Annotated in this window: 28 protein-coding genes; 24 read left to right on the top strand and 4 right to left on the bottom strand. The window is 59.2% G+C overall.

Going from position 1 to position 26048, the window contains the following annotated elements:
* The first annotated feature begins 17 nt into the window (after window positions 1-17).
* The 5 genes from grpE to GBEM_RS17485 all read left to right on the top strand — a co-directional run bounded on the left by grpE (window position 18) and on the right by GBEM_RS17485 (window position 6647).
* Window positions 18-584: a nucleotide exchange factor GrpE gene (grpE, locus tag GBEM_RS17505; RefSeq protein WP_012531935.1), complete on the top strand. Its 567-nt coding sequence runs from the start codon at window positions 18-20 to the stop codon at window positions 582-584.
* Between the two features lie 164 nt (window positions 585-748).
* Complete coding sequence (gene dnaK, locus GBEM_RS17500) at window positions 749-2671, top strand: molecular chaperone DnaK (RefSeq protein WP_012531934.1); 1923 nt, start codon at window positions 749-751, stop codon at window positions 2669-2671.
* Window positions 2672-2787: 116 nt separating this feature from the next.
* Window positions 2788-3912: a molecular chaperone DnaJ gene (dnaJ, locus tag GBEM_RS17495; RefSeq protein WP_012531933.1), complete on the top strand. Its 1125-nt coding sequence runs from the start codon at window positions 2788-2790 to the stop codon at window positions 3910-3912.
* Entirely contained in the window at window positions 3909-4451 is a 543-nt protein-coding gene (locus GBEM_RS17490) for a phospholipase D-like domain-containing protein (protein ID WP_012531932.1), read from the top strand. The genes dnaJ and GBEM_RS17490 overlap by 4 nt, the downstream gene beginning before the upstream one ends.
* A 90-nt stretch (window positions 4452-4541) precedes the next feature.
* Window positions 4542-6647, top strand: coding sequence for a penicillin-binding protein 1A (locus tag GBEM_RS17485; protein ID WP_012531931.1), 2106 nt, complete (start codon window positions 4542-4544; stop codon window positions 6645-6647).
* An 83-nt stretch (window positions 6648-6730) separates the two neighbouring features.
* Here GBEM_RS17485 and gpmA read toward each other — a convergent pair whose 3' ends face one another.
* The gene (gene gpmA / locus GBEM_RS17480; protein ID WP_012531930.1) at window positions 6731-7435 is read right to left on the bottom strand and encodes a 2,3-diphosphoglycerate-dependent phosphoglycerate mutase; all 705 of its coding nucleotides are present in this window, start codon (window positions 7433-7435) and stop codon (window positions 6731-6733) included.
* A gap of 40 nt (window positions 7436-7475) precedes the next feature.
* Window positions 7476-8822, bottom strand: a complete 1347-nt coding sequence (locus tag GBEM_RS17475; RefSeq protein ID WP_012531929.1) for a M23 family metallopeptidase — start codon at window positions 8820-8822, stop codon at window positions 7476-7478.
* A gap of 594 nt (window positions 8823-9416) precedes the next feature.
* On the opposite strand from GBEM_RS17475, the gene GBEM_RS17470 reads away from it, so the two are divergent.
* From GBEM_RS17470 to GBEM_RS17395, 16 genes are all read left to right on the top strand, one after another.
* A complete protein-coding gene (locus GBEM_RS17470; RefSeq protein WP_012531928.1) occupies window positions 9417-9950 on the top strand; it encodes a DUF3332 domain-containing protein in 534 nt (177 codons plus the stop codon).
* Between the two features lie 1256 nt (window positions 9951-11206).
* The gene (locus GBEM_RS17465; protein ID WP_012531927.1) at window positions 11207-12667 is read left to right on the top strand and encodes a tyrosine-type recombinase/integrase; all 1461 of its coding nucleotides are present in this window, start codon (window positions 11207-11209) and stop codon (window positions 12665-12667) included.
* Window positions 12668-12728: 61 nt separating this feature from the next.
* Complete coding sequence (locus tag GBEM_RS17460) at window positions 12729-13325, top strand: hypothetical protein (RefSeq protein ID WP_012531926.1); 597 nt, start codon at window positions 12729-12731, stop codon at window positions 13323-13325.
* A gap of 126 nt (window positions 13326-13451) precedes the next feature.
* Entirely contained in the window at window positions 13452-13682 is a 231-nt protein-coding gene (locus GBEM_RS17455; protein WP_012531925.1) for a helix-turn-helix domain-containing protein, read from the top strand.
* A gap of 350 nt (window positions 13683-14032) precedes the next feature.
* On the top strand, window positions 14033-14254 hold the full coding sequence (locus tag GBEM_RS17445) for a hypothetical protein (RefSeq protein ID WP_012531923.1): 222 nt from the start codon (window positions 14033-14035) through the stop codon (window positions 14252-14254).
* Window positions 14255-14268: 14 nt separating this feature from the next.
* Window positions 14269-14925, top strand: a complete 657-nt coding sequence (locus GBEM_RS21560; RefSeq protein WP_169308694.1) for a hypothetical protein — start codon at window positions 14269-14271, stop codon at window positions 14923-14925.
* Entirely contained in the window at window positions 14915-16258 is a 1344-nt protein-coding gene (locus tag GBEM_RS17435) for a replicative DNA helicase (protein ID WP_012531921.1), read from the top strand. The genes GBEM_RS21560 and GBEM_RS17435 overlap by 11 nt, the downstream gene beginning before the upstream one ends.
* A 153-nt stretch (window positions 16259-16411) precedes the next feature.
* A complete protein-coding gene (locus GBEM_RS20490) occupies window positions 16412-17032 on the top strand; it encodes a hypothetical protein (protein ID WP_012531919.1) in 621 nt (206 codons plus the stop codon).
* Window positions 16947-17261, top strand: coding sequence for an HGGxSTG domain-containing protein (locus tag GBEM_RS22135; protein WP_404813020.1), 315 nt, complete (start codon window positions 16947-16949; stop codon window positions 17259-17261). The genes GBEM_RS20490 and GBEM_RS22135 overlap by 86 nt, the downstream gene beginning before the upstream one ends.
* A gap of 59 nt (window positions 17262-17320) precedes the next feature.
* The gene (locus tag GBEM_RS17425) at window positions 17321-19765 is read left to right on the top strand and encodes a hypothetical protein (RefSeq protein ID WP_012531917.1); all 2445 of its coding nucleotides are present in this window, start codon (window positions 17321-17323) and stop codon (window positions 19763-19765) included.
* Between the two features lie 26 nt (window positions 19766-19791).
* Complete coding sequence (locus GBEM_RS17420; protein WP_148212926.1) at window positions 19792-20103, top strand: hypothetical protein; 312 nt, start codon at window positions 19792-19794, stop codon at window positions 20101-20103.
* Window positions 20100-21209: a B12-binding domain-containing radical SAM protein gene (locus GBEM_RS17415; RefSeq protein WP_012531915.1), complete on the top strand. Its 1110-nt coding sequence runs from the start codon at window positions 20100-20102 to the stop codon at window positions 21207-21209. Before GBEM_RS17420 ends, GBEM_RS17415 begins: the two co-directional genes overlap by 4 nt.
* On the top strand, window positions 21206-22156 hold the full coding sequence (locus GBEM_RS17410) for a radical SAM protein (RefSeq protein ID WP_012531914.1): 951 nt from the start codon (window positions 21206-21208) through the stop codon (window positions 22154-22156). The genes GBEM_RS17415 and GBEM_RS17410 overlap by 4 nt, the downstream gene beginning before the upstream one ends.
* Entirely contained in the window at window positions 22153-22587 is a 435-nt protein-coding gene (locus GBEM_RS17405; protein ID WP_012531913.1) for a GNAT family N-acetyltransferase, read from the top strand. Before GBEM_RS17410 ends, GBEM_RS17405 begins: the two co-directional genes overlap by 4 nt.
* Window positions 22588-22804: 217 nt before the next feature.
* Entirely contained in the window at window positions 22805-22960 is a 156-nt protein-coding gene (locus GBEM_RS21555; RefSeq protein ID WP_012531911.1) for a hypothetical protein, read from the top strand.
* A gap of 229 nt (window positions 22961-23189) precedes the next feature.
* On the top strand, window positions 23190-23849 hold the full coding sequence (locus GBEM_RS17395; protein ID WP_012531910.1) for a recombinase family protein: 660 nt from the start codon (window positions 23190-23192) through the stop codon (window positions 23847-23849).
* A 33-nt stretch (window positions 23850-23882) separates the two neighbouring features.
* Here the strand turns inward: GBEM_RS17395 and GBEM_RS17390 are convergent, their stop codons facing one another.
* Both GBEM_RS17390 and GBEM_RS22130 read right to left on the bottom strand, forming a co-directional pair.
* Complete coding sequence (locus tag GBEM_RS17390) at window positions 23883-24257, bottom strand: hypothetical protein (protein WP_041262848.1); 375 nt, start codon at window positions 24255-24257, stop codon at window positions 23883-23885.
* Between the two features lie 167 nt (window positions 24258-24424).
* Window positions 24425-24727: a helix-turn-helix domain-containing protein gene (locus GBEM_RS22130; protein WP_226373981.1), complete on the bottom strand. Its 303-nt coding sequence runs from the start codon at window positions 24725-24727 to the stop codon at window positions 24425-24427.
* A 185-nt stretch (window positions 24728-24912) separates the two neighbouring features.
* On the opposite strand from GBEM_RS22130, the gene GBEM_RS17380 reads away from it, so the two are divergent.
* The 3 genes from GBEM_RS17380 (at window position 24913) to GBEM_RS17370 (ending at window position 26007) form a co-directional block, all read left to right on the top strand.
* Window positions 24913-25122 carry a hypothetical protein gene (locus GBEM_RS17380; RefSeq protein WP_012531907.1) on the top strand — a complete coding sequence of 70 codons (210 nt, stop codon included), beginning with the start codon at window positions 24913-24915 and terminating at the stop codon, window positions 25120-25122.
* Window positions 25123-25256: 134 nt separating this feature from the next.
* Entirely contained in the window at window positions 25257-25472 is a 216-nt protein-coding gene (locus GBEM_RS17375; protein ID WP_012531906.1) for a hypothetical protein, read from the top strand.
* Window positions 25465-26007, top strand: coding sequence for a hypothetical protein (locus GBEM_RS17370; protein WP_012531905.1), 543 nt, complete (start codon window positions 25465-25467; stop codon window positions 26005-26007). Before GBEM_RS17375 ends, GBEM_RS17370 begins: the two co-directional genes overlap by 8 nt.
* The last annotated feature ends 41 nt before the right edge of the window (window positions 26008-26048 follow it).

The following is a 26048-nucleotide window of genomic DNA, read 5'->3' as shown; positions in this document are numbered from 1 at the left end:
AAGGAGAAAAGAAGCGGATGGACAAGAAAAAGCACGATTCGCATCAGCATGAGAAGAAGGCGGACGCGTCGCAGGAAAAGGTCGAAGTGGCGCAGCCGCTTTCCGACGCCGATCGCATCAAGGAACTTGAAGAGGCGCTGGCCGCCAAGGGACTCGAATCGGCAGCCAACTGGGACAAGTACCTGCGCGAGAGGGCCGACCTTGAGAACTACAGGAAGCGGGTGCAAAAGGAGAAGGAAGAGATCCTCAAGTACGGCAAAGAGGAGGTCATAATGGAGATCCTCCCGGCGCTGGACAACCTGGAGCGCGCCATCGACCACGCCAACGAAGAGTCGGCGATCGTCGAGGGGGTGAGGCTGACCCTCAGCATGCTCCTCTCCGCACTGAAGAAGTTCGGAGTGACCCCGGTCGAGACGCCGCAAGGGACACCCTTCAATCCCGAGTTCCACCAGGCCATGGGGCAGGTGGAGAGCGCGGACCAGGAGCCGAACACCATAGTTGCCGTGTTCCAGAAGGGGTACCTCTTAAACGAGCGCCTGCTCCGCCCGGCCATGGTCACGGTAGCCGTCAAGCCTGCGGCTTGACGGCAGGGACTAGGGATCAGGGGCTAGGGGCTAGGGAAGACCGAGAGGTTTTTCCAGCCCCCAGTCCTTAGCCCCCAGCCCCGATTTTTTTCTCACACCCCCTTGTTTTTCGACCGGGGGATGACTAGCTTGCAAATACAGTTACCAAACTAGGAGGCATACACATGAGTAGAGTAATAGGAATAGACCTCGGGACCACCAACTCCTGCGTGGCAGTGATGGAAGGTGGGGAACCGGTTGTCATAGCGAACGCAGAAGGTAGCCGCACCACCCCTTCCATGATCGCCTTCGCCGAAAGCGGCGAGCGTCTGGTGGGGCAGCAGGCCAAGCGCCAGGCCGTCACCAACCCGGAAAACACCCTGTACGCCATCAAGCGCCTGATCGGCCGCAAGTTCGAAACCGAGGCGGTCAAGAAGGACATCGCCATCTCCCCGTTCAAGATCGTCAAGGCCGACAACTCCGACGCCTGGGTCGAGGTCAGGGGCCAGAAGTACTCGCCCCCCGAGATCTCTGCCATGGTGCTGCAGAAGATGAAGAAGACCGCCGAGGACTACCTGGGCGAGGCCGTCACCGACGCGGTCATCACCGTTCCCGCTTACTTCGACGACTCCCAGCGCCAGGCGACGAAAGACGCCGGGAAGATCGCCGGCCTCAACGTGCTCCGCATCATCAACGAGCCGACCGCGGCAGCGCTTGCCTACGGCCTCGACAAGAAGAAGGACGAGAAGATCGCCGTATTCGACCTTGGCGGCGGCACCTTCGACGTCTCCATCCTGGAACTCGGCGAAGGGGTCTTCGAGGTGAAGTCCACCAACGGCGACACCTTCTTAGGCGGCGAGGACTTCGACCAGAAGATCATCGACCACATAGCCGACGAGTTCAAAAAGGACCAGGGGATCGATCTCCGCGGCGACAAGATGGCCCTGCAGAGGCTGAAAGAGGCGGGCGAGAAGGCGAAGTGCGAACTCTCCACCTCGCTTGAGACCGACATCAACCTCCCCTTCATCACCGCCGACGCCTCCGGGCCCAAGCACCTGACCATGAAGCTCACCCGCGCTAAGCTCGAGTCCATCTGCGCCGAGCTGATCGCCAAGCTGGAAGGCCCCTGCCGCACCGCACTGAAAGACGCCGGGCTCTCCGCCTCCGACATCGACGAAGTCATCCTGGTCGGCGGCATGACCCGCATGCCGATCGTGCAGAAGAAGGTGCAGGACATCTTCGGCAAGCTCCCCAACCGCGGCGTGAACCCCGACGAGGTGGTCGCCATCGGCGCCGCCATCCAGGGCGGCGTTCTGCGCGGCGACGTGAAGGACGTGCTCCTTCTCGACGTCACCCCGCTTTCCCTCGGGATCGAAACCCTGGGCGGCGTGTTGACCAAGCTGATCGACAAGAACTCCACCATCCCCTGCAGAAAGAGCCAGGTCTTCTCCACCGCCGCCGACAACCAGCCGGCGGTCAGTATCCACGTGCTGCAGGGCGAGCGCGAGATGGCGGCCGACAACAAGACGCTCGGCAACTTCGAGCTCTCCGGCATTCCGGCGGCTCCCCGCGGCGTCCCGCAGATCGAGGTGACCTTCGACATCGACGCCAACGGCATCGTCCACGTCTCCGCCAAGGACCTCGGCACCGGCAAGGAGCAGTCCATCCGCATCACCGCTTCCTCTGGCCTTTCCAAGGAGGAGGTCGAGAAGATGGTGCGCGAGGCCGAGGCGCACGCGGCCGACGACAAGAAAAAGCGCGAGCTGATCGAGGCGAAGAACCAGGCGGACAACCTGATCTACCAGACCGAGAAGTCCCTGACCGAGTTCGGCGACAAGATCGACGCCTCCGAGAAGCAGAAGATCGAGGAAGGGGTCGCCGCCCTCAAGAAGGCCCTGGAAGGAAGCGACGCCGACGAGATCAAGAAGGCAAGCGACTCCCTGATGCAGGCTTCCCACAAGCTGGCCGAGGCGGTCTACGCTAAGACCCAGGGCGCGGGCGCCGAGGGCGGCGAGCAGCCGCACGGTGAGCAGGAGGCCGGCGGCGCGGCCAAGGGGGAGAAGGTCGTCGATGCCGACTTCGAGGAAGTGAAGGACGACAAGAAGTAAGAAAAGGTTGCAAATACGGGGCGCTTTGATAGAAGATGGCGCCTGCAGAAAATAAAAGCGCGCAACGGGCAGCGTCTCATTAGGGGACGCTGCTCTTTGTGTTACGAGGGCATACATTGGCAAACGGTGAAAAACAGGATTACTACGAACTACTCGAAGTGAACAAGAACGCCTCCGAGACCGAGATCAAGAAGGCGTACCGGCGGCTGGCTATCAAGTATCACCCCGACAAGAACCCGGGGGACAAGGCGAGCGAGGACAGGTTCAAGGAGATCTCCGAGGCGTACGAGGTACTCTCCGACGGCGAGAAGAGGGCGCGCTACGACCAGTTCGGCCACGCCGGCGTCAACGGCAACGGCTTCTCCTCGGGGGGCTTCGGCGGTTTCGGCGCTTCCCCCTTCGGCGACATCTTCGGCGATATTTTCGGCGAGGTGTTCGGCGGCGGGAGGCAGAAGGGGGCGCGCGGCAGAAGGGGCGACGACCTGCAGTACAACCTGGAGGTGACCTTCGAGGAAGCCGCCTTCGGGGCCGAGAAAAAGATCGACATCCCCTACTCCAAGCGCTGCGACGCCTGCGGCGGCTCCGGCGCTAAGCCCGGGACCACCCCGAAGACCTGCCCCACCTGCCAGGGTGCCGGGCAGATGCGTTTCCAGCAGGGTTTCTTCAGCGTGAGCAAGACCTGCTCCCATTGCAACGGCGAAGGGCGCGTGGTCGAGCATCCCTGCCCCACCTGCCGGGGTGCCGGGACGGTGCGGGACAAGAAGACCATCTCGGTGAAGGTTCCTCCCGGGGTGGAGACCGGCATCAGGCTGAAGCTCTCCGGCGAAGGGGGGCAGGGTGCCAAAGGGGGGGGCAACGGCGACCTGTACGTGGCGCTGACCGTGCGCGAGCACCCGCTTTTCCGGCGCGAGGACAACGACGTCATCTGCGAGATCCCCATCAGCTTCACCCAGGCGGCCCTGGGCTGCGAGATAGATGTGCCGACGCTCGACGGCAAGGTGGGGATGAAGATACCCGAAGGTACCCAGTCCGGCGCCGTCTTCAGGATGCGCGGCAAGGGTGTCCCGGCGCTGCAGGGCTACGGGCGCGGCGACCACCTGGTGGTCGCCAAGGTGGAGACCCCGACCAACCTGAACCGGCAGCAGCGCGACCTTTTGGAGGAGTTCGCCCGCATCAGCGGCGAGGACGTGAACCCCATGCGCAAGAACTTCTTCTCCAAGGTCATGGACATCTTCACTTGAGAAAGGCCCTGCAGACGGGATCGGCGTGGGCGCTTGCGGCGCTTTTGCTTGCCCCCCATCCCGTCCCCGCTGCGCCCCTGCAGCCCGAGGGGGCAAAGGCCGTCCTTCTGGCCGACGCGGCTTACGACGGGGCGCTCGTAAAGCGGATCCGCGAGGCGAAAAGGCGCATCATCTGCGCCTTTTACCTTTTCAAGGTGGGGGAGCGCCGGGACAACCTGCCGGCGGCTTTGGCGGCGGAACTGATCCAGGCCGGAAAGCGCGGCGTGGAGGTGACCGTGATCCTCGAAGGGGGGAAGCCGGTCGCGCGCGAGAACCGGGCCGCGGCAAGGGCTCTTTCCCGCGGCGGGGTCCGGGTGGTCATCCCCGGGGGGAGGCGCGTCACCCATGTAAAGGCGGTGGTGATCGACGGGCGCTACGTCATGATCGGGAGCCACAACCTGAGCCACGCGGCGCTTTCCCGAAACCGCGAGCTCTCGCTCCTGGTGGACTCGCCGGAATTGGCCGCGCAGACCGCGAAATACCTGGAAGGGATACGGTAAGAAAGCCGTCCTCCCCTCCGTTGCAGCAAGCGCCCCACCCGCCGATCCCCTCCCGAGGGGAGGGGGGACGATGCAAAAGGAGCAAACAACGTGCTCTCCGACAGGCACTCTTTCCTCAAGGCCCTCAGGCACCTCATCCCCTTCGCCATCCTTTTGGCTTTCAGCCTCTCTCTAGCCGCGCCCGCCGGGGCGCAGATCGCCACCTACCCGCAGCTGCCGCACGGCTACAGCTCGATCCGGGTCTTCGACAACCAGCAGCGTTTCGTGGGGCGGATCATGTCAAGCCAGCGCTACTGGGTCGGCATCGAGCGCATCCCGGTCTTCTTGAGAAACGCGCTCATCGCCACCGAGGACGCCCGCTTCTACCAGCACCAGGGGATCGACGTGCGCGGCATCGCGCGCGCACTGGTAAAGGACGTGGTCAAGGGGAGGCTCGCCGAGGGGGGCTCGACCATCACCCAGCAGCTCATCAAGAACAAGTACCTCTCCGGCGAGAAGTCGATCGACCGCAAGGTCAAGGAGGTGCAGCTCGCCATCGATTTCGAGAAGAAGTACACCAAGGACCAGATTCTGGAGATGTACTTCAACGAGATTTACTTCGGCAACGGGGCCTGGGGGGTTGCGCAGGCGGCGCGCCTTTATTTCGACAAGAACCCGGAGGAGCTGACCGAGGCGGAATGCTCCCTATTAGCGGGGGTCCCGAAGAACCCGGGGCGCTACAACCCGCTGGGGGATACGGCCAAGGTGAGCGCGCGCCGCAGCACCGTATTGAAGCGGATGCTAGACGTCAAGATGATCACTCCCGCGCAAAAGCGCGCCATCGAGGCGCACCCTGCCACCGTGATCAAATCGGGGCAGGCCCAGGGGTACCTCGACCTGGTGCGCCGGCAACTGATGGAGCGCTACGGCGCGAAGGTCGTCGAGCAGGGGGGTCTGGACGTGATCGCCGCGCTCGACCTCGACCTGCAAAAGCACGCGGAGAAGGTGCTGCGCGAGGGGGTGAAGAAGGTGAACCCCAACCTGCAGGGGGCCCTGTTGAGCCTCGACCTGAAAACGGGCGACGTCCTTGCCGCCGTCGGCGGGACCGACGGGAAGGTCGGTTTCAACCGCGCCTTCTCGGCGAAAAGGCAGCCGGGCTCGGCCATCAAGCCGCTCATCTTCGCCGATGCGCTGGAAAACGGCTTCACCGCGGGAAGCATCCTGGACGATCACCCGGTCGCCTACAACCGCGGCAACGGCCAAATCTGGAAGCCGCAGAACTACGAGCGGAAGTCGTACGGCGAGCTGTCGCTTCGGCAGGCGCTCGCGCACTCGAACAACGTGATCACCGTGAAGCTCCTCGACGCCATCGGGGTCAACAACTTCGTCGGCTTCGCGGGAAGCCTCGGGCTTTCCCTTCGCAACCCGAACGACCTCTCGCTTGCGCTTGGGACCGACGAGGTGACGCTGAACGACCTGGTTTCCGCCTATACCCCGCTTGCCAACGGAGGCTTCCGCTCCGAGGCGCGCACCATCATCCGCGTCTTCGACCGCAGCCGCCGCGCCTGGACCGAGAACCCGCCGGTGGTGGCGCCGGTCCTGCCGCCGGTCACCGCCTACGTGACCACCGAGATGATGAAGGACGTGCTGGAATACGGGACCGCGAAGGGGCTGAAGAAATTCGCCTCGCAGCGACCCGCCGCCGGCAAGACCGGTACCACCGACGACTATCGCGATGCCTGGTTCGTAGGCTACACCCCCCAGATCATCACCGGCGTCTGGGTCGGCTACGACAAGCCCAAGCCGGTCGGCAGAGGGTTCACCGGCGGCGCCGTGTCCGCGCCGATCTGGGAGCGTTTCATGCGGCTGGCCACGGCCGGCAAACCCGCGGTCGACTTCCCCAAACCCGATGGCGTGGTCAGCGCCACCATCGACCCGACCACCGGGGAGCTTGCCACACCCAACTGCCCGACCACCAGGGAGGAGTTCTACATCGTGGGGACCGAGCCGACCAAGTACTGCTCCAAGCATGGCGGCGACGATATGGAGCATGTGGCCCCGGAACCGCAGCCCCAGCCGGAGCAGCTGACCCCGCCGGAGCAGCCTGAGCAGTTGACGCCGCCGGAGCAGCCGGTTGAGGCGACCCCGCCGGAGGAGCCGATACAGGAGCCCGGGGGGCAACCTCAGGAGCCCGGCGAGACCGCGCCCCAGGAGTAGCATTCGGACCCGCTCTCGTTGCAATAAAAAACGGGGATAAGCCCTTCAGGACTTATCCCCGTTTTTTCATCATGGTGCCGGTGTTACCCGGCTTTCCCCGTCTCCAGGTAGTAGCGGCGCACGGGCTTCAGGTCGCGGTCCAGTTCGTACACCAGCGGGCTCCCGGTGGGGATCTCCAGCCCCACGATGTCGTCGTCCGGGATCTGGTCCAGGTACTTGATCAGCCCCCGCAGGCTGTTGCCGTGCGCCGCGATCAGGATGCGCTTTCCTTGCTGCAGGGCCGGGACCGCCTGCTGCTGCCAGAAGGGAAGCACGCGCTCGACCGTGTCCTGCAGGCACTCGGTATCGGGGAGCAGATCCCTGGAGAGGGAGTGGTAGCGCGGGTCGAACGACGGGTGCCGCTGGTCTCCCTCCGCGAGCGCCGGCGGCCGCACCTTATAGCTGCGCCTCCAGAGTTTCACCTGCTCGTCCCCGTACTCTTGCGCGGTCTGCGCCTTGTTCAGCCCCTGCAGCGCGCCGTAATGCCTCTCGTTCAGGCGCCACTCCTTGTGCTCCGGAATCCACATCAGGTCCATCTGCTCCAGCACGATCCAGAGCGTCTTTATCGCCCGCTTCAAGAGGGAGGTAAAGGCCAGGTCGAAGACGAAGCCGTGCTCCTTCAGGAGCAGCCCCGCGTTGCGGCTCTCCTCCTCCCCCCGCGGGGAGAGCTCCACGTCGGTCCACCCCGTGAAGAGGTTCTCCTTGTTCCAGACGCTTTCGCCATGTCGCAGCAGCACCAGTTGATGCATCCTTTACCTCCGCTGTCTTCCGGCCGCCCCATCCATCGCCCTACTTCGCGGCCCCGGCGGCCGCAGCCGCGGCTTCCCTTGCGTCTTTCAACTTGTCCGTGACGTTGTTCTTGATCCAGGACGGGTCCCACCATTCGATCGGGTTCACCTCCTGGCCCGACACCACCACGCCGAAATGCAGGTGGTCCCCCCCCGCAAGCCCGGTGTCCCCGGTGTCGCCGATGATGTCCCCCTTTTTCACCAGGTCCCCTTCCTTCACGCCGATCCGGCTCAGGTGGCCGTACAGGCTCTGCAGCCCCATCCCATGGTCGATGATGATGCACTGGCCGTAGATCCCCAGGTCGTCGGCATATACCACCTTGCCGCGGTTGGCCGCGGGAACCTTGGCGTGGGAAAGCGAGGCCAGGTCGATTCCCAGGTGATGTTGCTGGTCCACCTCTTTTCCCTGGTAATAGTAGCTGCGCAACTGGTTGAAGCTGCCGCGCGGGGCGGAGTTGGGGAGGCGCATGAACTCCCCTTCCCAAAGAGGGGTGGGGGAGGTTTTCAGGCTGCACTGCTGCAGTATCTTCGCGTCGCTTTGCCGCACCTCCCGGTTCACCTTCAGGAACAGCTCTAGCGGGTTCTTTATCTGGGGGAAGCGGTCCTTGAATTCGGTGAAGATCTTCTCCAGGAAGGCGTCGCTCAGCTCGATGCGGTCCTTCGGGAAGCTCTTCGCCAGGATCCGGTAGTAGATCCCGGTAAGCCGTTCGTTCCCCGCCTGGTCCATCGCAAAGACTTTGGGTATGAAGCGTTCCGGGGGGACGTCGTAGGGGAACGGAAACAGGGAGGCGTAGTACCCCTCGGGCTGCTTGTAACCGGGATAGAACCTGTCCGCGAAGGTGACGCCGGTCTTGACCACGTCACGGTTCAGCGTGTATGCGGCCAGGGCGGAGCCTCCCGGGGAGACGTTGTGCGCGGTGCTGAGCACGGTTACCACAGGGGGCTTGTTCTGCACCACGAACTCCAGCGCCACGGAGGTGCTGTTGCCCGAGCCGAACCTGAAGACGGAGCGGTCGGAAGCCGCTATCCGCAGTGTCACCGGGCCCTCTTTCAGTCCGGGGGGGGGCGGGAGCCGGAAGGTCTCCTTCGCGTCGGTGGTCCCGGCGGCGTACTCCTTGTTCAGGATGGTGAAGCTCTTTTCTCTCTGCACCGCCTGCACGTTCAGGGATTTGAGGCCCGAAGCGCGGTCCCGCAGGGTCAGGATCAGGTCTGCCCTGGAGGCGATAGGGCCAGGGCGACGGGAAAGCGCCAGGGCCGGGCCGGAGGTGTCGACGAAGTAATAGATCCCGATCCCTGCTGCGATGACGACAAACAAGAAAAATAACCCGAGGATTGCCGAAGTTCTCATGGGAGGCCCCCGCTTTCAGCGCTGGAGTAGGTACCCGGACATTCCGCTTGGCAGGGCGGCTTTGCCGGGATCCGTGGTTCGGGGCATTTGCCCCGGTTAATGCACCAACGGATTCTAGCATCCACGTTTTCAAAGTCCAGTCTCAACGCTGCTATTGGTCGTTGTCTTCTCAAGCAGCAATTGCAGCTAAGAGTCATAGCTGCGGTGCACATGCTCAAAATAAAATTTGACACTCTCTGTAAATTTCGCTGATGGGTGGTATAGTTAAGCACAGCTAGCTAGCTGTAACAGGATCTCGGAAAAAGGAGGTAGCAGCATCGAAGGAGACTCCACCGAAGAGAATTCCAATTACAAGACAGAAGTAAAGGATCCGGTGCGAGCAGCACTGGAGTGACCCCTGCAACGAGGGATCGAACAAGCAAAAGAGGCCCGCGTACCAGTGCAGGCCTCTTTTCTTTTCCACCTCGCGGCAAAGTGTGGTAGCTGTGACAATCATCGGATGTCGAGAGCAGACGTAAAAAGAGAACTTCGCCCCGCAATGAGGATGGGGAGAGGGATAGATAGCATTAAATCATAAAACCAAGGGAGGAAATCATGAAAAGAGTAACAGCAGCGGTACTTGCCATGGTCATCGCCATGGCTTCACTTCAGGGATGCTACGGTAAGATGGCCCTGACCAGGAAGGTGTACCGGGTGAACGGCGAGGTGCATGACAAATTCCTGCGCAGCCTGGTCACCTGGGTCTTCATCATCGTCCCCGTGTACGGCATAGCGGCGCTTGTCGACTTCGTGCTGTTCAACACCATCGAATTCTGGAGCGGCAACAACCCCGTGGCGCAAGGCGAGAAGAACTTCCAGTACGCTGAAAACGGCGAGCGCTTCCAGGTGAACGCCCGCAAAGACGGCGACAACGTCACCTATACCTTCAACCATTACCGGGGCGATACCTATCTGGACACGCTTTCCATCAACTGGAACGTCAAGAGCGGCAACTCCGTTGCTTCATTCAGGGACCACGGGACTGTCACACAGTACCAGGCCCAGAGGAGCAAAGGTGGAGTTGAGGTCACCAGCACAGGCATAGGGGCTGCGCATAACGCTACGAAGACCGCGGCGGTCTACAACTAGTGGGCTCTATGTCAGTGGGAATTGAACCTGTGTAAATGCGGGGGAGGCCTGGAGAGACAACTTCAGCAGTATATACGGAAAATTTTTTTTACAACAGACTGTTTCTTTCGCGTCAGTGGTGTTAATTTGAAATCAGCTAGCTAGTCAGAGTATCTCGAGCCAAGGAGGTAAACCGTTTTAGAGGAAACTCCACCGATCAGGATTCTCAAAAATTGACGGCTGTAATAGTCCGGAGCTCACAGGCTCCGGCATCCACCCTTGCAAAGGGTTCTCGATGAGAGAGGCCCGCCGAAACCGGCGGGCCTTTCAATTTCGAGCCCACCCGTTGGTCATCCCCTCCAGCCATCCCGACTCCATCCTACAAAACTCTCACTGCATACCAGCGGCATCTCCTGAGGGGCGCCTTCTTTGCGTCCCAGGGACTGCGCCGCCAGCAGGGCGCTCGCTGCGAGCGTGGCCAAGCCGCTCTCTCAAGCGCAAGAACAGTCTGTGCGAGGTCGTAAAAGGCTTGGGTCACTCTGCAGTTAGGGCATGTTCTCTGTTAGCTGGTGAGGGTTCTCTCATAGACGGGAGCTTTTTCTGGAGCGGGCAACTGAAGCAGTATACACGCTAAAAAAATATTTCAACAGACTGTTTCTTTGGTGCGACCAGTGATAATGTATGACTCAGCTAGCTAGCTAAGAGAAATCTCGGAATAAGGAGGTACCCGACCATAGAGGAAACCCCACCGATTAGGATTCTCAAAACTTGAAAGTAGTAACGGTCCGGTCCGCATAGGTACCGGCATCCACCCTTGAAAAGGGTACCCAATGTAAGACACTACAACCAGAGGCCCGCCGGATTCGGCGGGCCTTTCAATTTTTACTCCAACGGTTCCCCTCCCGTTGTTATCCCGGGCGCGCTCCCCTCGGCTGCAGGTAGCTGGGGCAGGCGTGGGTTTCGGGCTTATGTTGCGGGGGGCTTGGATCGGTGACAGCGAACGTCTGGAAAAAGAAAAGCCCCCTCGATATGAGGGGGCTTTTTTATGGAGCCGAAGAGCGGATTCGAACCGCCGACTTGCTGATTACGAATTCTTGAATTGACCCTATCTCTATACCTTGCCTTGTTCTACCCTCTTCTGTAATTGCTTGACATAACAGTGAATTAACCTTAGTCTTGTTCTACCATGTCAGATGGGGTTCGCTGTAAAGTGTTACCCATGTGTTACCCACAGCTCCTGGGTAACAGTCGGGGTAACAAAGCGAGAGGGGGGAGAGATGCCGACTATACACATCACCAAGACAGCTATAGACAAGCTTGAGCGGCCAGCCGAGGGCCGGGTGGATTACTTCGATGATGCGCTTCGAGGCTTCGGGATCCGCGTTTCCCCCTCCACCAAGACATACTTCGTCATGCGTCGCGTCAACGGCAAGCTGGTGAGAGCCAAGATCGACACCGCTGACAAGATCACCGCGGAGCAGGCGCGGAAACGGGCCGAGGGCGCCTTGGCTGACATGGGCAGAGGCCAGGACCCAAACGAGGAGAAGCGGGCGGCGAAGAAGCGGACAGAGGACGCCAGGAAGGAAGAAGAAGCGCAAAAGAGCCAGGTGGTGACCTTGGAGGATGCCTTGAAGGTCTACCTGGAAAAACGGAAGCTGAAGCCGAAGACGCTGGCCACCTACAAACAATTGTTCCGCCTGCACCTCTCCGACTGGTTGCAGCTCCCGGCCGGGGAGATCACCAGCACTATGGTGGCGCAACGTCACACCGACATCGCGACCGGTGCAAGAAACCGTACCGCCCTCAAAAAGGCCGTGGTCGACAAAGGCAAAGGAAAGCCCAAGGTGGAGAAGTCCAAGGTTCCGGACTCTCAGCGTAGGGAGGCCTCCGCTGACGGCACCATGCGCGTCCTCCGTGCCGTCCTCAACTACACGTTCGGGGACGATGAGGAGCTCGGGATCGTCAGGCCCAACCCGGTCCGCACGTTGTCCCGAAAGAAGGCTTGGTACAAGGTCCCGCGGCGCCGCAACCTGATCAAGAACAGCGACCTTCCCGCATGGAGCAAGGCAGTCCTTGCGCTTGAGAACGCCGTGGCAAGAGATTACCTGCTGTTTCTCCTGCACACCGGCCTTAGGCGAAACGAGGCGGCCTGTCTTCAGTGGCAGCACGTCGATTTCGAAGATGGATGCTTCACCATCATCGACACCAAGAACAAGGAACCTCACACCCTCCCGTTAAGCGACTACCTCCACACCCTTCTCGAGGGGCGCAAGGAAGGCCTGAAGACCGAGCTCGAAGCGGCTAAGGCTGCTCTCGAAGCTTCCCTGCACTCCCCGGAGTACCTGACACCGAAACAGCGCCAGGCGTTTCGCAACCGAGTAGCCGCAGCAGAGTCCCGGCTGCAGTCTCCCTATGTGTTCCCGGGCAGTGGCAGAGCCGGTTACATTGCCGATCCTCAAAAGGCTCTTGAAGCTGTCACCCAGGCGACGGGCATCATCTTCAGTTGCCATGATCTGCGCCGGACCTTCGCAACTATCGCTGAGAGCCTCGACCTGTCCAAGTACACAATAAAGGCCCTGCTCAACCACAAGGAGCAGTCTGGCGACGTGACAGGCGGCTACATCATCCTCAATGCTGACCGGCTGCGTGAGCCCATGCAGAAGATGACCGACGCGATACAGGAGCGGATCAAGAAGCAGCATGGGCAAGTAGTTCCGATACAGGCAAAGGCAGAGTAAGTGGAACAGGCGAAAGACATGGTTCCGAGCCTATGACGGGTTTCGTTTAGGGGGACACGCGATGGAAAAGACATACGGCCGCATTCGGTTAGCGCCCCTCCTGGGGGGGAATGATAGATATCGGGAACCCATTTTAGACGAAGATGCTCTGAATTGCTTGACTGACGCCGAAGTTGCAGATGAGAATTTTATCTCTAGTTTGAAGGAGAACTCCGGGTATCTATTCACGAATTATGGGAGGTCGAAAATCATGAAGTGGCGCGTAGGCCTTAAGTCCCCTGATGATGACGTTTTTCTCAAATCTCAAGCGTGTCTAAAGGCAGTTGGGGCGGCTTTGGCTTACGGGGGTTCAAGGCGTGTTGGAAATAAAGCCAAGATAGCGGGCCAATGGCTGACAATAAAGAACGCGTTGGATGGGATGGGATTTAACCAGCTTACGGAGGATGAGCGAAATGTGACATTATGCGAAGTCTTTGGCATTGCGGGAGGAACCGGAGCCTTGGAAGGCCGTGATGGTGAAGTCATGCCAGATACCCACTCAGAGATTGCTGATTGCATTGTCGCAGTTGTGCAAGGGATAGCAATTTCGACTGTCAAAAAGTATAGGGATAACCGAACCGAGATACTCAAGAAGGCTGCCAAGGACCGCCGTACATAGTCCAGAACTCTGTCAGCTCTAGCCTCACGCGCGAGGACTCAACTAAAAAAGTTGGGTCCTTTTTCTGTCTTAAAAGCATGTGATAGAACTCCTCCCAAGTCCACCACTAAAAGGAGAACAGGCGTCATGTCAAAAATATCTCCACATGTCACCCCCACCCCTGCATTACTCACCACCGCCGAAGCAGCAGCATATTTGAAGCAAAAACCCTCTACTCTGGAGCAGCACCGCTGGCAGGGGGTCGGTTGCCCCTTCGTCAAAATTGGCCGCTCTGTCCGTTATCGCCAGGCCGACCTGGACGCCTTCCTCGAAGCGCGGGTTTTCAGTAGCACCACTGAAGCGCAATCGGCAGCGTAAGATAGAAACCCCGGGCAGACATCGAGGCTAGAGCCTACAGAAGCAGCACAACGACCTAACCGTGAAAAGGGGGTATTGAAGAGCCGAGCGGCGGAGACTCCACGGCACCGGAGACACTACGAAATGACGACATCAGAAATCGACCTCGCAGCAGCAATTCTCACGAGTACAGGGTTGCAACCGACCCTGAACAGGCCCATAACAGGGCTTCAGACCTTCACGTTTCCAGATTCCCCCGAAGTAATATCGGCCGTCACACGCTTTGCCTGCGACGATCTCTGCTTGCCGGCAAAGCGGCTTTTGTCAATCCGCGGCTTCTTGTACCGGCAGCTCCGGGCCGGGAGGACCAAATGACCAACCCCTCCCGCAGATATTACGACGAGCCGTTCCTCAACCCGAAAGTGTCAATCTCCCTCGCTGCCGGCATAAGCGAGTCCACCAGGAAGTCTCAGCTCTTCGATCAGGTGAAGCTCTGCCTTCAGGCACAGCGCCAGATATCCAGGCGCCAAAACATCCTGAGCTACGCTGGCCAGAACTACACCGAGGCAGCGCTAGCGGCGGTGAGGGTGTGAACGGGGGGAACTGGGTGCCAATTTCTAAGGCCTTGCTGTCTGAGCTGCCAAAGGACCGGGCCTTCACACGACTAGAAGCGATGCTCTCTTTATCGGTCGATTACGACCAGGGGAAACAGGTGACCGTCAACGGGTATGCCAGTTTATGGAGGTGGTCGAGAGGTAGGGTTGATCGGTTCCTGGGGGAGATCGGGGCCAGCATCGAGTACCCCGAAACCACCGGCCAGAAGCAGAATCAGCGCGGACAGATCATGATACAGATATCGAGCAGATCACGAGCAGATAACGGGCAGATAAAAATCATAGATTCCAAGTGCTTGCCGAGCGTGACGGACAGAAAGCGGACAGAAGACGGACAGATAACAGACAGATCGCAGTGCACTACTAAAGATCCTAATCCTAATCCTTTAAAAGACTCGTCTGATTTCGCCCTCTTTTTTGAAAAACTTTGGGCGGCCTACCCCCGGAAGGACGGGAAAAAATCTGCCCAGCGCCATTTCAGTGCGACGGTCAAAAATGAATCCGACAAGGAGCGCATCAACTTGGCTTTGGGCTCTTATCTTGATCACATCGAGCGTGAAGGGGTCCAGCCGAGGTTTGTCAAGAAGGGTGAGACCTGGTTCAACAACTGGCAAGACTGGATCCCAGAGGAGGAAAGCAATGCAGCGTGAACCACCCCCCCAGAATATCGAAGCAGAAATGAGCGTACTTGGCGCGGTCCTGATCGACAACCCCTGTCTCAAACAGGTGAGAGGCATCCTTGACGGCGCCGACTTCTATCGGGAGTCGCACAGACTCATTTTCCACGCGTTCCTCTCCCTCCAACTGGCCGATAGCCCTTTCGATCTGGTCACCCTCACGAAACACCTCCGGGACGCCGGCACCCTCGAGCAGATCGGCGGCGGGGCGTACCTAGCCATTTTGGTTGACTACGTGCCGATGAGCGCGAATGTCGTCCATTACTGCAAGATGGTGAAGGAGGCGGCCACCCGGCGCCAGATCATTGCCTACGCGCAGTCTCTTATCACAATAGCGCATGACGGCTGCTCGGTCGCAGAGGGCCTACAAGAGGCAAAGGCGGGGCTCGCCTCTATCGCCTCGAGCATGGACACCTACGGCGGTGTGAGTATTGCCGACATTGCTGACATGGACTCCCGGGCGGCCCGCTACGAAAAGCAGATCAAGACTATCCAGCAGAGCCGGTTTGTCACCGGGTTCTCTCGCCTCGACTCTCTGATCCGCGGGGTGGCCCCCGGCGAGGTGATGACCATCATCGCCTACGCTGGCAGCTTCAAGACGGCATTCCTTCAAAACCTCCTCCTCGCCGGCGCCAAGCGCACCCATTTCTTTCACCTCTTCTTCTCCCTCGAAATGCCTGTTGAAAAGGTGTTCGAGCGCGAGGTCCAAATCAGCACAGGAATGACTGGCCGGGCGGTCGAGGACACTTTCAACGTCGACGGCGGCCAGGCCATGGCGGGCACAGTCGGCGCTGGCATGGTTAGCGGCGGGTCCATGGGGCTCCTGGTCTGTGACAAGCCGCGCCTCAATCTGGAGAAGATAGCGCGCCTCACCGAACTGGCCGGGCAGAAGTACGGCAAGATCAACGCGATCGGGATTGACTACATGGGCCTCCTTGACGCCCCCGGAAAAACCCTTTTCGACCGGACCGCGTATATTTCCGCCGGCGTCAAGAACATGGCCAAGGAGTTGGGGGTCCCGGTGGTCCTGCTCTGCCAGATCAACCGTGAGGCCGCTAAGGTGGAGTACGACATTGCCGCCCACAGCGCCAAGGGTGGCGGCGACATCGAAGCGGGCGCTGACTTCATGCTCGGGTTCTACACCGACGAAGCTGGAGACCTCATTTGCAAGGGGCTGAAGAACCGGAACGGCCCCAAGGATTGGCGCCTGAAGGTGGTCATCGACAAGCCGTCATTCCAGTTTCAGGACATGGTTAGCTACACGAAGCCCAAGGAAGAGAAGCCCAAGAGGAGGACAGCAGTATGAAAAAACGGGCGAGCAAGACGCGAATCCCTGAGGGGGCTATGGCCAGTATCCTGGCACAAGTCCGGAGAGTCCGTTTAGCAGCCACATCGCCGCGGTCTCTGGGAGTGGCCCAAGGGCCGCCAAGTGAGAACAGGGTACCAATCAGGGGCACAGATGACTAAGCGAAAAACCAACCAACTGGCCAACGTCAAAACAGCGGGAGATGTGGCGGCAAAACCGCTCAGCTCAGAACAGGAACGGTTGGCCGAAATCTTCCGCGCTGGCTCGGCAAGGTCGTCGCTCGTGCCTCGCACGGAAGGCGGCGGCGTGATACACGGCACACCTGAAGTCTTAGGGGCCTTTTTGGATGTGTGCAAGACAGACCATTACGAGCTAGCTGTCAAGGCCAACGAGGATGCAACCATAGTCCGGAAGGGTAAGGACGTGGACAAAGAAGTAGACCTGGCGCTTTTGCAGATCGAAGCAATGAAACCACAGAGCTACCTTGAAACGCTGTTGGCTGTGCAAATGATCCAGGTGAGCGAAGGTATCAACAGGTGCATGGGACAGGCCTTCTACGAAGGGCAAAGCATCCAAGGCAGGGAATCAAACGTGAACATGGCGACCAAGTTGCAGCGGACATTTACTGCTCAGGTTGAAGCGATGCAGAAGCTTCGCGGTAAGGGCGGGCAACAGGTCCGCGTGGAGCATGTCCATGTCCACGAAGGCGGGCAAGCTATCGTCGGCAATGTCAACCGTGGGGAGGGGGGTAGGGGGGGGCAGGATGGAAATTGAAGATTACCCCATACCTAGGGTTTACTGTGGGGCAAAAACTCGTTCAGCAGGGCGATGCCACCAGCCTGCCATGCCGAACGGGAAGTGTCGGCTGCACGGTGGCAAATCACTAGCAGGAAAAGCGCACGGCAGATACCGAACAGGCATGTTTACAAGAGAGGCACTCGCGATCCGGCGGGAGTCACGGCAACTGGTTAAGTTTGCCAGGGCGATGCTCGCTGACATTTAACGGCCAAATTCCGGCCACCAACATTGACCAGGCACGGCAGGGCGCAAGGAGAGAACGACATGGGAGCATTTGACGATTTGGCAAAAGAACCGCAGGGACCGCTTGATAAACTGGCGGCACAGTACGGCCAGGGCGGAGGAATGAAGGCCTACGAGGTGACGCACCCGACTACCGGGAAGAAGCTCACCATCCAGAGTTCAGGACCACCGTCGGAGACGGATATCAGGAAGGCGTTTTATCTCGCCAGCAAGGGAGGGGTTGCAGAGCAAGACGGCACACTCGATAAACTTGCCGCAAAGCACGGGCAAAAGGGCGTCCTTGACCAGCTGGCGGCGAAACATGAGGCGGGCGGCTTTGCCGACCTGGAGCACTCTGCACCTGACGCGCCCAAGGTCACATCGAAAGCAGAGCTTGACCTGGCCCAGAGCGGCGGGCCGGCCCTCGATGAGAACGGCCAACCGATCCTGGACGTGACGGCGGGCGACGATGACATGAGTGTTGCCGAGAAGATGAAGAACCCCTACTTCGGGATCGACACCCCGGAGAAGCTGCGCGCCGAGCTGGCAAAAACAGGGCGCGGCGCGCTGATGGGGATCGGCGCGGGAGTCGGAGGCGTGGCCGGGTTCGCCTCCCCTGTCCCTGGGGGCCTTGCTGCGGGTGCGCTCCTTGGCGGCGGGATCGGAAAGGCGGCGGGCAACATGATCTTTGGACAGGAACAGCCGGAAGCCCCGGCAGTCAACCCGGCCGCCGGCCGCGGTGTCGCTGCCAACGCAAGGGAGCTGCTTTCGAACATCCCCGGTTCAGCAATCAAGACAGCCAACGGCGCCCTGGGCATGATGTCCGACCTGTCAACGGCGGCGGTCACACCAGGCGGAGGTATGCAGGTTGCGAACGGGGCCCTGCAGTCGGTGAAGGACCTGGCAGACAAGGATAGGTGGGTGACGAACCCTGTAGGTAATGCGGCCACCCTAGGGATGATAGCGGAGCCGATCCGCGCCGGGGTGAAGGTGGCAAGGGGTAACGTCGGACTGACGCCTCGTGCCGAGCTGGCCGGGCTCAGTGAACAGTGGGCCGTGCCGCTGACAGCCGGCGAAGAGTCGGGCAATGCCGCCGTGAAGAGTCTGGAAACGCAGCTCGAGCGCGTGCCGCTCGTCGGGACTCGTGGCTTTCGTCAGCGCCAGTCGGCGGCACTCGGTGACGCAGCTGCACGCTTGGCCGATAAGTTCACCCCTGACAACCCGGTGGACGTGCCGGACCAGATCCAGGAGAGCATGATTAAAACCTTGAATCATGGCAAGGCGGACGTCGGGAACATACAGGCCCAGATCAACGCGGCGGTGAAGAGCCAGAACGTGGGCCCGATAGCACCCGACAACTTGAGGACGGCGGCAACCACGCTTTTGGAAGAGTTCCCCGACATCTTCGACCGCCTGCCGAGCACGCCGCTGAAATCGAAGCTGACGGCCATAGCAGAGGGAGCCAGCCCACAGACTTCGACAATCAAGGTTCCCGGCGCGGACTCTCAGGGCATCGTCCAAGGCGGGCACAACCACGGAGGTCAACCAAGCGCGGCAATCCTCGATGCAAGCGGCAATCCGATCAAGCGCACCACCCCGGCGGCGTTGCCTTTCGACCAGGCCATGAAACTGAGGGAGCAGCTGAACGACTACATCGGGCGGGCCTACAGCTCAGCGGGTGCGGTAGGCAGCAAGGAGACATACCAGCTCACCGCCATGAAGCGCGCCCTGGACCAGGACATAAACGCATGGGGCGAGAACTCCACCAACAGCAACGTGGTCAACCTGTTCAAGCAGCGCAACCAAGCATACATCGACCAGGTGGCGCCCTTCAAAGACGTGATCGTCAAGAAAGCCACCGGCAACACCTTTGACACGGACCTACTCCACAGCCAGTTCATCAAGGCCGACCGCCCGCAGCTGGCGCGCAAGCTTATGGACGCGCTGGACCCCGAAGGGCAGCAGCTCGTTAAATACTCGGTGCTCAAGAAGGCGCTGGAGGCCGGGCAGGATACCAAACCGGGCGTGCCTTTCAGCCCTGCCAAGTTTGCCGGCGCAATCGAGAAGCTGGGCGCCACGAAGGGGATCATCTTCCCGGGTGAAGAGGGCGAGATGATAAGCGGTCTGGCGAAGCTGGCGAGGGCCGCAGAAAGGGCGGGGCAGTTTGCGGAGACCCCGCCAACAGGCTTACGTGCATCCGACACCGGCATTTCAATGGGGATCGGTGGCGGGCTGATGCTGCACCCGATGGCAACGGGCGGCGCGCTCGCAATGACGAAGCTGGTCGCTTCCCTGCTTACAACGCCCTGGGGCAAGTCGATCCTGATGAAGGCGGCGAAGGCCCCGGCAGGTAGCCCGTACCTGTCCACCTTGTTGGCAGACATTCAGAAGATTTCGGCTGTGAGCGCTGCAGCGGCCAAAACTGACACGTCCCACGCCTCCCGGCCCTTCGCGCCGATGGCGCCCATGGAGAAGGCGAGACAATGACCCACGCACACGACAAGGAGACCAACATGCCAGAAACAACCGATACCGGCCCCTACGTGGTGGGCGTCGGCGCCTCAGCCTTCGTTTGCAGGCCAGGAGCGATAACCACCGCGCCCTCTACCGAAACCATCAAAGCACACAGCGGCGGCACGGCCGAGAAAAATCCTGTTACGGACGGGCTGCACCTCGTGGTGTGCGCTCGCGCAACATCCGTTGTGTGTATGCCGATAACCCGCAAAAATACCGATCCTGATTGCATCGGACGATGCACCGACGATTTCAGAGAGGCCACTGCCGCGGGTGAGACCAGTGCCAAGCCCGAAATGGAGAGGCCATGAAGCTAGTCCTGGTGCTGCCCAAATATAGCGTCCCGATCAACGAGCCCTGCTGCTTTCCGCTCGGTTTCATGTCGATCAGCGCAGTGCTGAAACAGATGGGCCACCAGGTGACGGTGCTCAACTTCAACCTTCAGGAACACGACCTCGAGTCAGAGCTGGTCGGCGCGGACGCAGCGCTCTTCACCGGCTTCCCCGCGTTCGCCGAGTTCAACTGCATCGTCGCCGCATGGTGCAGAGAACGGGGCATTCACACGGTACTTGGTGGGGCGTTGGCAACTTTCGCGGCAGAAGAGATGTCGCGATGCTTCGATGCGGTAGTGGTAGGCGAGGGGGAGCTGGTCATGGAGCAGGCGCTTTCCTCCAAGGGGATTATCCAAGGGCTGAAACCGGATCTTGATGCGCTCCCACTTCCCGATTACAACGGCTTTGGCATCGACCGATACAACGAGCTGCACAGCATCCGGTACATGGGCGTCCTCACCTCAAGAGGCTGCCCGTACTCATGCAGATTCTGCGCTCAGACGTGTTCTTCCCAGTTCCGCAGACTGACGGCCGTGTTTGAAGAGATTGACGGCTATAGGGCCAACTACGGCGCCACGCATATCGTTTTCAACGACAACACGCTGAATCTGCGCAAGGACCGCTTTATGGAAATCTGCGCCGGCATGAAAGAGCGGGGGCTTGCCTGGTCAGCAGCGATCCGCGTTGACGTGTTCGATGAGGAAATGGCAGCGGCGGCAAAAGAGGGCGGATGCAGCCGGTTCGTGGTGGGTATCGAGTCTTTCATTGACGCCAAGCTGCAGGCGATGAACAAGCAAATCACTCGGGCGCAGATCATCACGACGCTCGAGCTCCTGCGCAAATACGAAATCCCCTATCATGGCAATGTCCTAGTAGGGCTCCCCGACGAAACCTACGCCGACATCTTGGCGGAACTGGAGGCCATGCCCTCAGGTTACAATGTGTTTCCCATGCTGGTGCAGCCATTCATCGGGACCGAGTACCAAAGCCGATCGATCAACGATGAAGAGACCCATCGTCTGACAACGATTTTCACTCAGTATGCAGTATCGAAAGGAATGTTTGTCCACAAGGAGGCCGCATGAAGCAAACTACCTCACTCTGCCCGGAGTGTTACGGCAGGATCTCGGCTACGATCAGAGTCGGCGCCACGGTTGTTATGGACAAGACTTGTCCGGAGCACGGTGCCTTCACCTCGATGGTGGAACATGATCCGCGCTGGTGGCTGCTGTGCCAAGAGCTCGGTTGCAAGAACGTCTATGACGGCTACATGATCGATGTGACCAGCCAGTGCAACCTGAAATGCAAGTACTGCTACCATGCAAACGGTGGGGAGCACCGCGCCGCGGCAGAAGTGATCGCCGACGCTATCGAGCATCGGCACCTCGGACCGACGATCCTAACTGGGGGAGAGCCCACCTTGCACCCGGATCTTCCGGCCATGGTGCGGGAACTCGCACCATGGAACGAGACGTGGGTCTTGACCAACGGCGTGAAGATGGCCGATGAGGGCTATTTTGAGGAGCTCTGCAGCGCCGGCCTCCTACATGGGGATATCGTCCTGGCCGGGCTATCATTTCACAAGGAGTCCGCCGGGAAGGACCTGGAGGTGCTGGAGCTGTGCCGCCGGAAAGGTTACAGGATCGGGACAACCTTCTTTGTCATCGACTCGGTCGACGAGCTCGCCGAGGCCGTGGCGCTTGCGCGGGAATACCAGGACGTGATTCACCGCTTCCGAATCAAAGCGGCGAGCAACCTGTGGGCCGAGACCGGGGCGCACCACAAGATCTTCATTTCGGACATGATCTTGTGGCTGAACCAACACGGGCAAACTTCACTGGTCGAGTCGGAGAACAACAAAGTGAGCTATGCCAATGTCATCCACGAAGGCCTTCACCTGATCCTTGTGTCTTGGTACGACGTGGAGAACGTCGACCTCAAAGACATTGACTGCGGGCCCTGGTATACCGCAACCGACGGCACGCTCAACAACCTTGCCACCACCTGCATCATAAACGGGGGACCGAAATGATCTACCAAGCAACCGTTAAAGATGTCCCCAAAATCATCCCGTGCGCGGCCGAATACACCGACATCATCCCAGACATGAAGTTCAACCCTGATCATTACGTGCAGTTCTGGCAGAACATGCTGAAAAGCGGCCTCGGCGTGATCTTTCTGTCTGAGGTCGACGGGGTCGTGCTGGGCGGGATCGGCGGCATCAAGTTTCCCGAAGCCCTCAGCGGTCGGATGACTGCCGTTGAAATGTTCTGGTACACAGCGAAGGAGACCAGGGGCGACGGGGTCAAGCTGTATCTCAAGTTCAAGAAGTGGGCGAAGGAGAATGGGTGTGAGCGCTTGGCGATGATCTACCTGCCGTGCTCGATGCCTGACAAGCTGAAGGCCTTCTACGATAAGGAAGGATTCTCTTTGATCGAAATGCACTATGAAATGGCGTTGTGAGCCACAATATGCAGGCACGCATTGAAACGGCCAGGGGGCGGGGTGCTTTACGATGATTTTAGATTCGACAGGCCAAAGAAGGATTGCGTGCTGTCCGGGAGATTCCACCAGGGCGGAAGATGCAGAGTTCCGCGACCCCGGTATCAGCCGAGCGGGCGCCGTTGAAGGAGTTGGTGCGGGTGGCGCTGATGGAGTGGAAGGAAAGAAGGGAGACACGATGAACGGCGAACAACACCCGACGAAGGAATACACGGACCAGGAACTTCTTGACATGAGGCCGGCCGACGACGCCGACCACGAAACATGGAGGGCATACCACCAGCTGCTTTTTGAAGCTGGTAAGCTCAACCCTCAGGAACCTGCCAAGGATTGATCATAGGCGGCCTGCTTGTCCCTCCGAGGTTGAGCAGGTCGCTAAACGTCGCACAATTCCCCTCCCATGAAGGCCCTTGGCTGTTCTTGAAAGCTTATCGCCTCCTGTAGCGGGAATTTCGAGCTTTCAGCTTTTTTGTCTCACCTGATCTTTTCCTTGTTGACTCTCCCTCTGGTTGCTGTATATTACCTTTAAACGTTCAATAAGGATTTATACAGAGGGGGCAGCTATGCAAAAGTGGATCTCTTACGCCAGGGTGAGCAGCAAAAAACAAGGCAAGTCTGGTTTGGGTCTTGAGGCTCAGCAAAAGATGATCTCTGACTTCATCGCTGCCAATGGTGGCGAGCTGGTTGAATCCTTTGTGGAAGTGGAGAGCGGGAAGGTTGATGACCGCCCCGAACTGGCGAAGGCGATCCGGAAGGCTCAGCTCGTCGGCGGCCGGGTCCTGGTGGGCAAACTGGACCGGTTAAGCCGAGATCTCCACTTCATCACCCAGCTGCAGAAAACGAAGATCGACTTTGCCGTCTGCGACCTCCCCGGGTGCGACTCCTTCACGATCCACATTTACGGCGCGCTGGCTCAGCGTGAAAGAGAGATGATCTCTGCCAGGACGAAAGCCGGCCTTGCCGCGGCGAAGGCGAGGGGCGTCAAGCTCGGTACCGATAACCTGCACCATGCAGACATGGATGCTGCCAGGGCGAAAGGCTCCGAGTCGGTCAAGCTCATGGCTGATGACTTCGCATCCAGGGTTAAACCGATGATCTCGGCATTACGGGCCCAGGGCGCCACGCTGCGGGAAATCGCCGGGCAGATGGAAGCGGCGGGAGTGAAGACGGCGAGGGGTGGCAAATGGACAGCGACCGCAGTCAAAAATGTGCTGGCGAGGTGATAAGAGGAGGCGCTTCTTAGATGCCCCATGTGATTATGGGCACACGTGTTTAAACCATGTATCCGGCTCAGTTACCCCGCCAACCGATACGGTCTGCCAATCGTTGTTGAGTTCAACCATCGGACCGCCGTTGACAGACATCCTCTTAACCTTGAATATCTGCCGTTTGCAATCGATCCCCATGAAGTACCGGTATGCATTGAACTCGGGTGGCGTTTTCAAAGGGCGAATGAATACCATATGGAGCAAGCTTGCTAAAGCAGGATCTCCATTTTTGTCGTATGCGTAGATTTCAACCGACCTGTAAGGGTCTTGGCTCACAACTATCGAGTCTGCGGCCTTCAATGATTCGGCAAGTGCCGGATGGACAAACGCAAGTGAAGCCACCAACAATAGCGCCGTCTTCACAGATCTCCCCTCCCCCAAGCCAGCTCCCTGTAATCAGCCCAAGCTCTTCTTGCCAGACATGCCGGGCACCATATCACAACAATGCACAATGCAATATTCTAATTATGGCTTGGGCGGGGAGGACGCGGCATTTGACAGGTGATTGCGCGACCGCCTGTCACCAAAGGTTAAACCTCGGAAGTTGTGCCACGCTGACATCGTTCGCAAGACCAGACCCGCAGCGGTCCGGCACCCTGGACTTCAACCCGCAATTCTGAGCCGCATTCTCCGCAGACCGCAACCGGCCCGGCCTGGTTATAGTCGATCCCGCCGTTTCTCATCGCCCAAGCTTCCCCGCGGAGATAGGGAACGGTGGTCCCGAAGTGCGCAGCAAGCTTCTGCAGGGTCGCCGTAGTCGGTTCGCCGATCCCCTTCAAATACCTCCCGATAGCTGCTAGACCTAACCCTGTGGACCGCGACACCGCGAGCATACTCGTTTCCGACACCTCTTTTTTCAGCAACTCAACTACCCTCTCCGGCGTCACGCCGCCACCACGCTCCCTGACCATTTTCACCCTTTGTTGCCACTTGTGGTAATTAGTGCTTGACAGTTGCCACCAGTGGTAACTAGTATCTTACCATAAGTGGTAAGTCAACACTGACCAAGGGGGAACACATGGAAAGATCAAAAAGCTTTCTGACAGTCAAGCAGCTAGCGGAGAAGTACCCGGCATTCACAGAGGGAGCTTTGCGGTCCCTCATATTCCATCGGGAATCTAACGGTTTTGCGCCGGCAGTGCTGAAACTAGGGAAAAAGGTTGTTCTGTCTGAAACGGCCTTTATTGAGTGGGTAGAGAAAGGTGGAGGAAAGTCAGCCCAACAGTAGCAAAAAGCCCCCCTGCAGCTCGAACTGCAGAGGGGCCGTACAACTTAGGGATGAGGGACCACGGACATGGACCACCGCAACCCGACTCGGAATTCTAACACCGAGGCGGCCATGAGACAAGGGAGACAACGCAAATGGCTAGAGTCATGGGTGGAAAAACTAAAAAGCTCTTCGCACTCGTAGAGCAGATGGACACGGTTGGGCGGCTTTGGTTCGCAAACAAAATCATTGAGCATGAAGGGCTTTCCGGTGCCTTTGAGCAGCGGCCTGACTTGAAACGCGAATGCTTTGAGTTCAGGGACGAGCTCCGCGCCAAACTCCAGGCAGAGCAGGGGGTGACCCATGCTTAGCGTAACCATCAATTCCTATGTCTTCGAGCGGCAGAATTCAAGCCTCACCCACCTGGCAGACGCAATCAAAGGTATCGGCTGGCGTGTCCAAGCCCTCACTAACAACTTGCCCGGTTCATGCAAGAACCAGGTGCTGGAGCTGCTTGACCGGGAGCTTAGCGCGATAGATTCAACCTGCCACTGCTTGGGTGAGGTAGCGCTGGGTGCCGGCTGTGAGGCCGAAGAGTGGGCCCTATGGGCTGAACATACAGGCATAAACATTACCTTTAATTGGGACGAAAAGGCTGAAACAGTGGGCTCGTTGGGGACTGCAGGAGATCTAGTGAATAACCGGGGCAACACCATCGCAATGAAAAATGATTCGGATGTCGCTGCGGAAAAAATCACAGTCGAGAAAATCGGCCGGATCATCAAGGAGACGTTCGACGCTGGATATTCCGAAAATGACGGGAAGGTGTTGTCTGACTGCCTCCAGGAGATATACATGAGGATTTTCCCGAATGCTATGAACCCCGCTTACCCTGAGTTGGAATAAATGGCAAACAGGCCAATGCTGGCACCAACAGGACCACCGGG

The sequence above is a fragment of the Citrifermentans bemidjiense Bem genome (assembly GCF_000020725.1).
GTDB lineage: Bacteria > Desulfobacterota > Desulfuromonadia > Geobacterales > Geobacteraceae > Geomonas > Geomonas bemidjiensis.
Note: the sequence above shows the minus strand (reverse complement) of the source record. Positions and strands in the feature narration are given on the sequence as shown.

Excerpts from the sequence above, each read along its gene's own strand:
- GBEM_RS17375 (WP_012531906.1), top strand. The coding sequence starts at position 25,257 with ATGGCTAGAGTCATGGGTGGAAAAACTAAAAAGCTCTTCGCACTCGTA.
- GBEM_RS17455 (WP_012531925.1), top strand. The coding sequence starts at position 13,452 with ATGTCAAAAATATCTCCACATGTCACCCCCACCCCTGCATTACTCACC.
- GBEM_RS17415 (WP_012531915.1), top strand. The coding sequence starts at position 20,100 with ATGAAGCTAGTCCTGGTGCTGCCCAAATATAGCGTCCCGATCAACGAG.
- GBEM_RS17420 (WP_148212926.1), top strand. The coding sequence starts at position 19,792 with ATGCCAGAAACAACCGATACCGGCCCCTACGTGGTGGGCGTCGGCGCC.
- gpmA (WP_012531930.1), bottom strand. The coding sequence starts at position 7,435 with ATGCATCAACTGGTGCTGCTGCGACATGGCGAAAGCGTCTGGAACAAG.
- GBEM_RS21555 (WP_012531911.1), top strand. The coding sequence starts at position 22,805 with ATGAACGGCGAACAACACCCGACGAAGGAATACACGGACCAGGAACTT.
- GBEM_RS17435 (WP_012531921.1), top strand. The coding sequence starts at position 14,915 with ATGCAGCGTGAACCACCCCCCCAGAATATCGAAGCAGAAATGAGCGTA.
- GBEM_RS17380 (WP_012531907.1), top strand. The coding sequence starts at position 24,913 with ATGGAAAGATCAAAAAGCTTTCTGACAGTCAAGCAGCTAGCGGAGAAG.
- GBEM_RS17465 (WP_012531927.1), top strand. The coding sequence starts at position 11,207 with ATGCCGACTATACACATCACCAAGACAGCTATAGACAAGCTTGAGCGG.
- GBEM_RS17475 (WP_012531929.1), bottom strand. The coding sequence starts at position 8,822 with ATGAGAACTTCGGCAATCCTCGGGTTATTTTTCTTGTTTGTCGTCATC.
- GBEM_RS20490 (WP_012531919.1), top strand. The coding sequence starts at position 16,412 with ATGACTAAGCGAAAAACCAACCAACTGGCCAACGTCAAAACAGCGGGA.
- dnaK (WP_012531934.1), top strand. The coding sequence starts at position 749 with ATGAGTAGAGTAATAGGAATAGACCTCGGGACCACCAACTCCTGCGTG.
- grpE (WP_012531935.1), top strand. The coding sequence starts at position 18 with ATGGACAAGAAAAAGCACGATTCGCATCAGCATGAGAAGAAGGCGGAC.
- GBEM_RS17445 (WP_012531923.1), top strand. The coding sequence starts at position 14,033 with ATGACCAACCCCTCCCGCAGATATTACGACGAGCCGTTCCTCAACCCG.
- GBEM_RS22130 (WP_226373981.1), bottom strand. The coding sequence starts at position 24,727 with ATGCTCGCGGTGTCGCGGTCCACAGGGTTAGGTCTAGCAGCTATCGGG.
- GBEM_RS17470 (WP_012531928.1), top strand. The coding sequence starts at position 9,417 with ATGAAAAGAGTAACAGCAGCGGTACTTGCCATGGTCATCGCCATGGCT.
- GBEM_RS17460 (WP_012531926.1), top strand. The coding sequence starts at position 12,729 with ATGGAAAAGACATACGGCCGCATTCGGTTAGCGCCCCTCCTGGGGGGG.
- GBEM_RS17395 (WP_012531910.1), top strand. The coding sequence starts at position 23,190 with ATGCAAAAGTGGATCTCTTACGCCAGGGTGAGCAGCAAAAAACAAGGC.
- GBEM_RS17410 (WP_012531914.1), top strand. The coding sequence starts at position 21,206 with ATGAAGCAAACTACCTCACTCTGCCCGGAGTGTTACGGCAGGATCTCG.
- GBEM_RS17370 (WP_012531905.1), top strand. The coding sequence starts at position 25,465 with ATGCTTAGCGTAACCATCAATTCCTATGTCTTCGAGCGGCAGAATTCA.
- GBEM_RS17425 (WP_012531917.1), top strand. The coding sequence starts at position 17,321 with ATGGGAGCATTTGACGATTTGGCAAAAGAACCGCAGGGACCGCTTGAT.
- GBEM_RS17405 (WP_012531913.1), top strand. The coding sequence starts at position 22,153 with ATGATCTACCAAGCAACCGTTAAAGATGTCCCCAAAATCATCCCGTGC.
- GBEM_RS22135 (WP_404813020.1), top strand. The coding sequence starts at position 16,947 with ATGTCCATGTCCACGAAGGCGGGCAAGCTATCGTCGGCAATGTCAACC.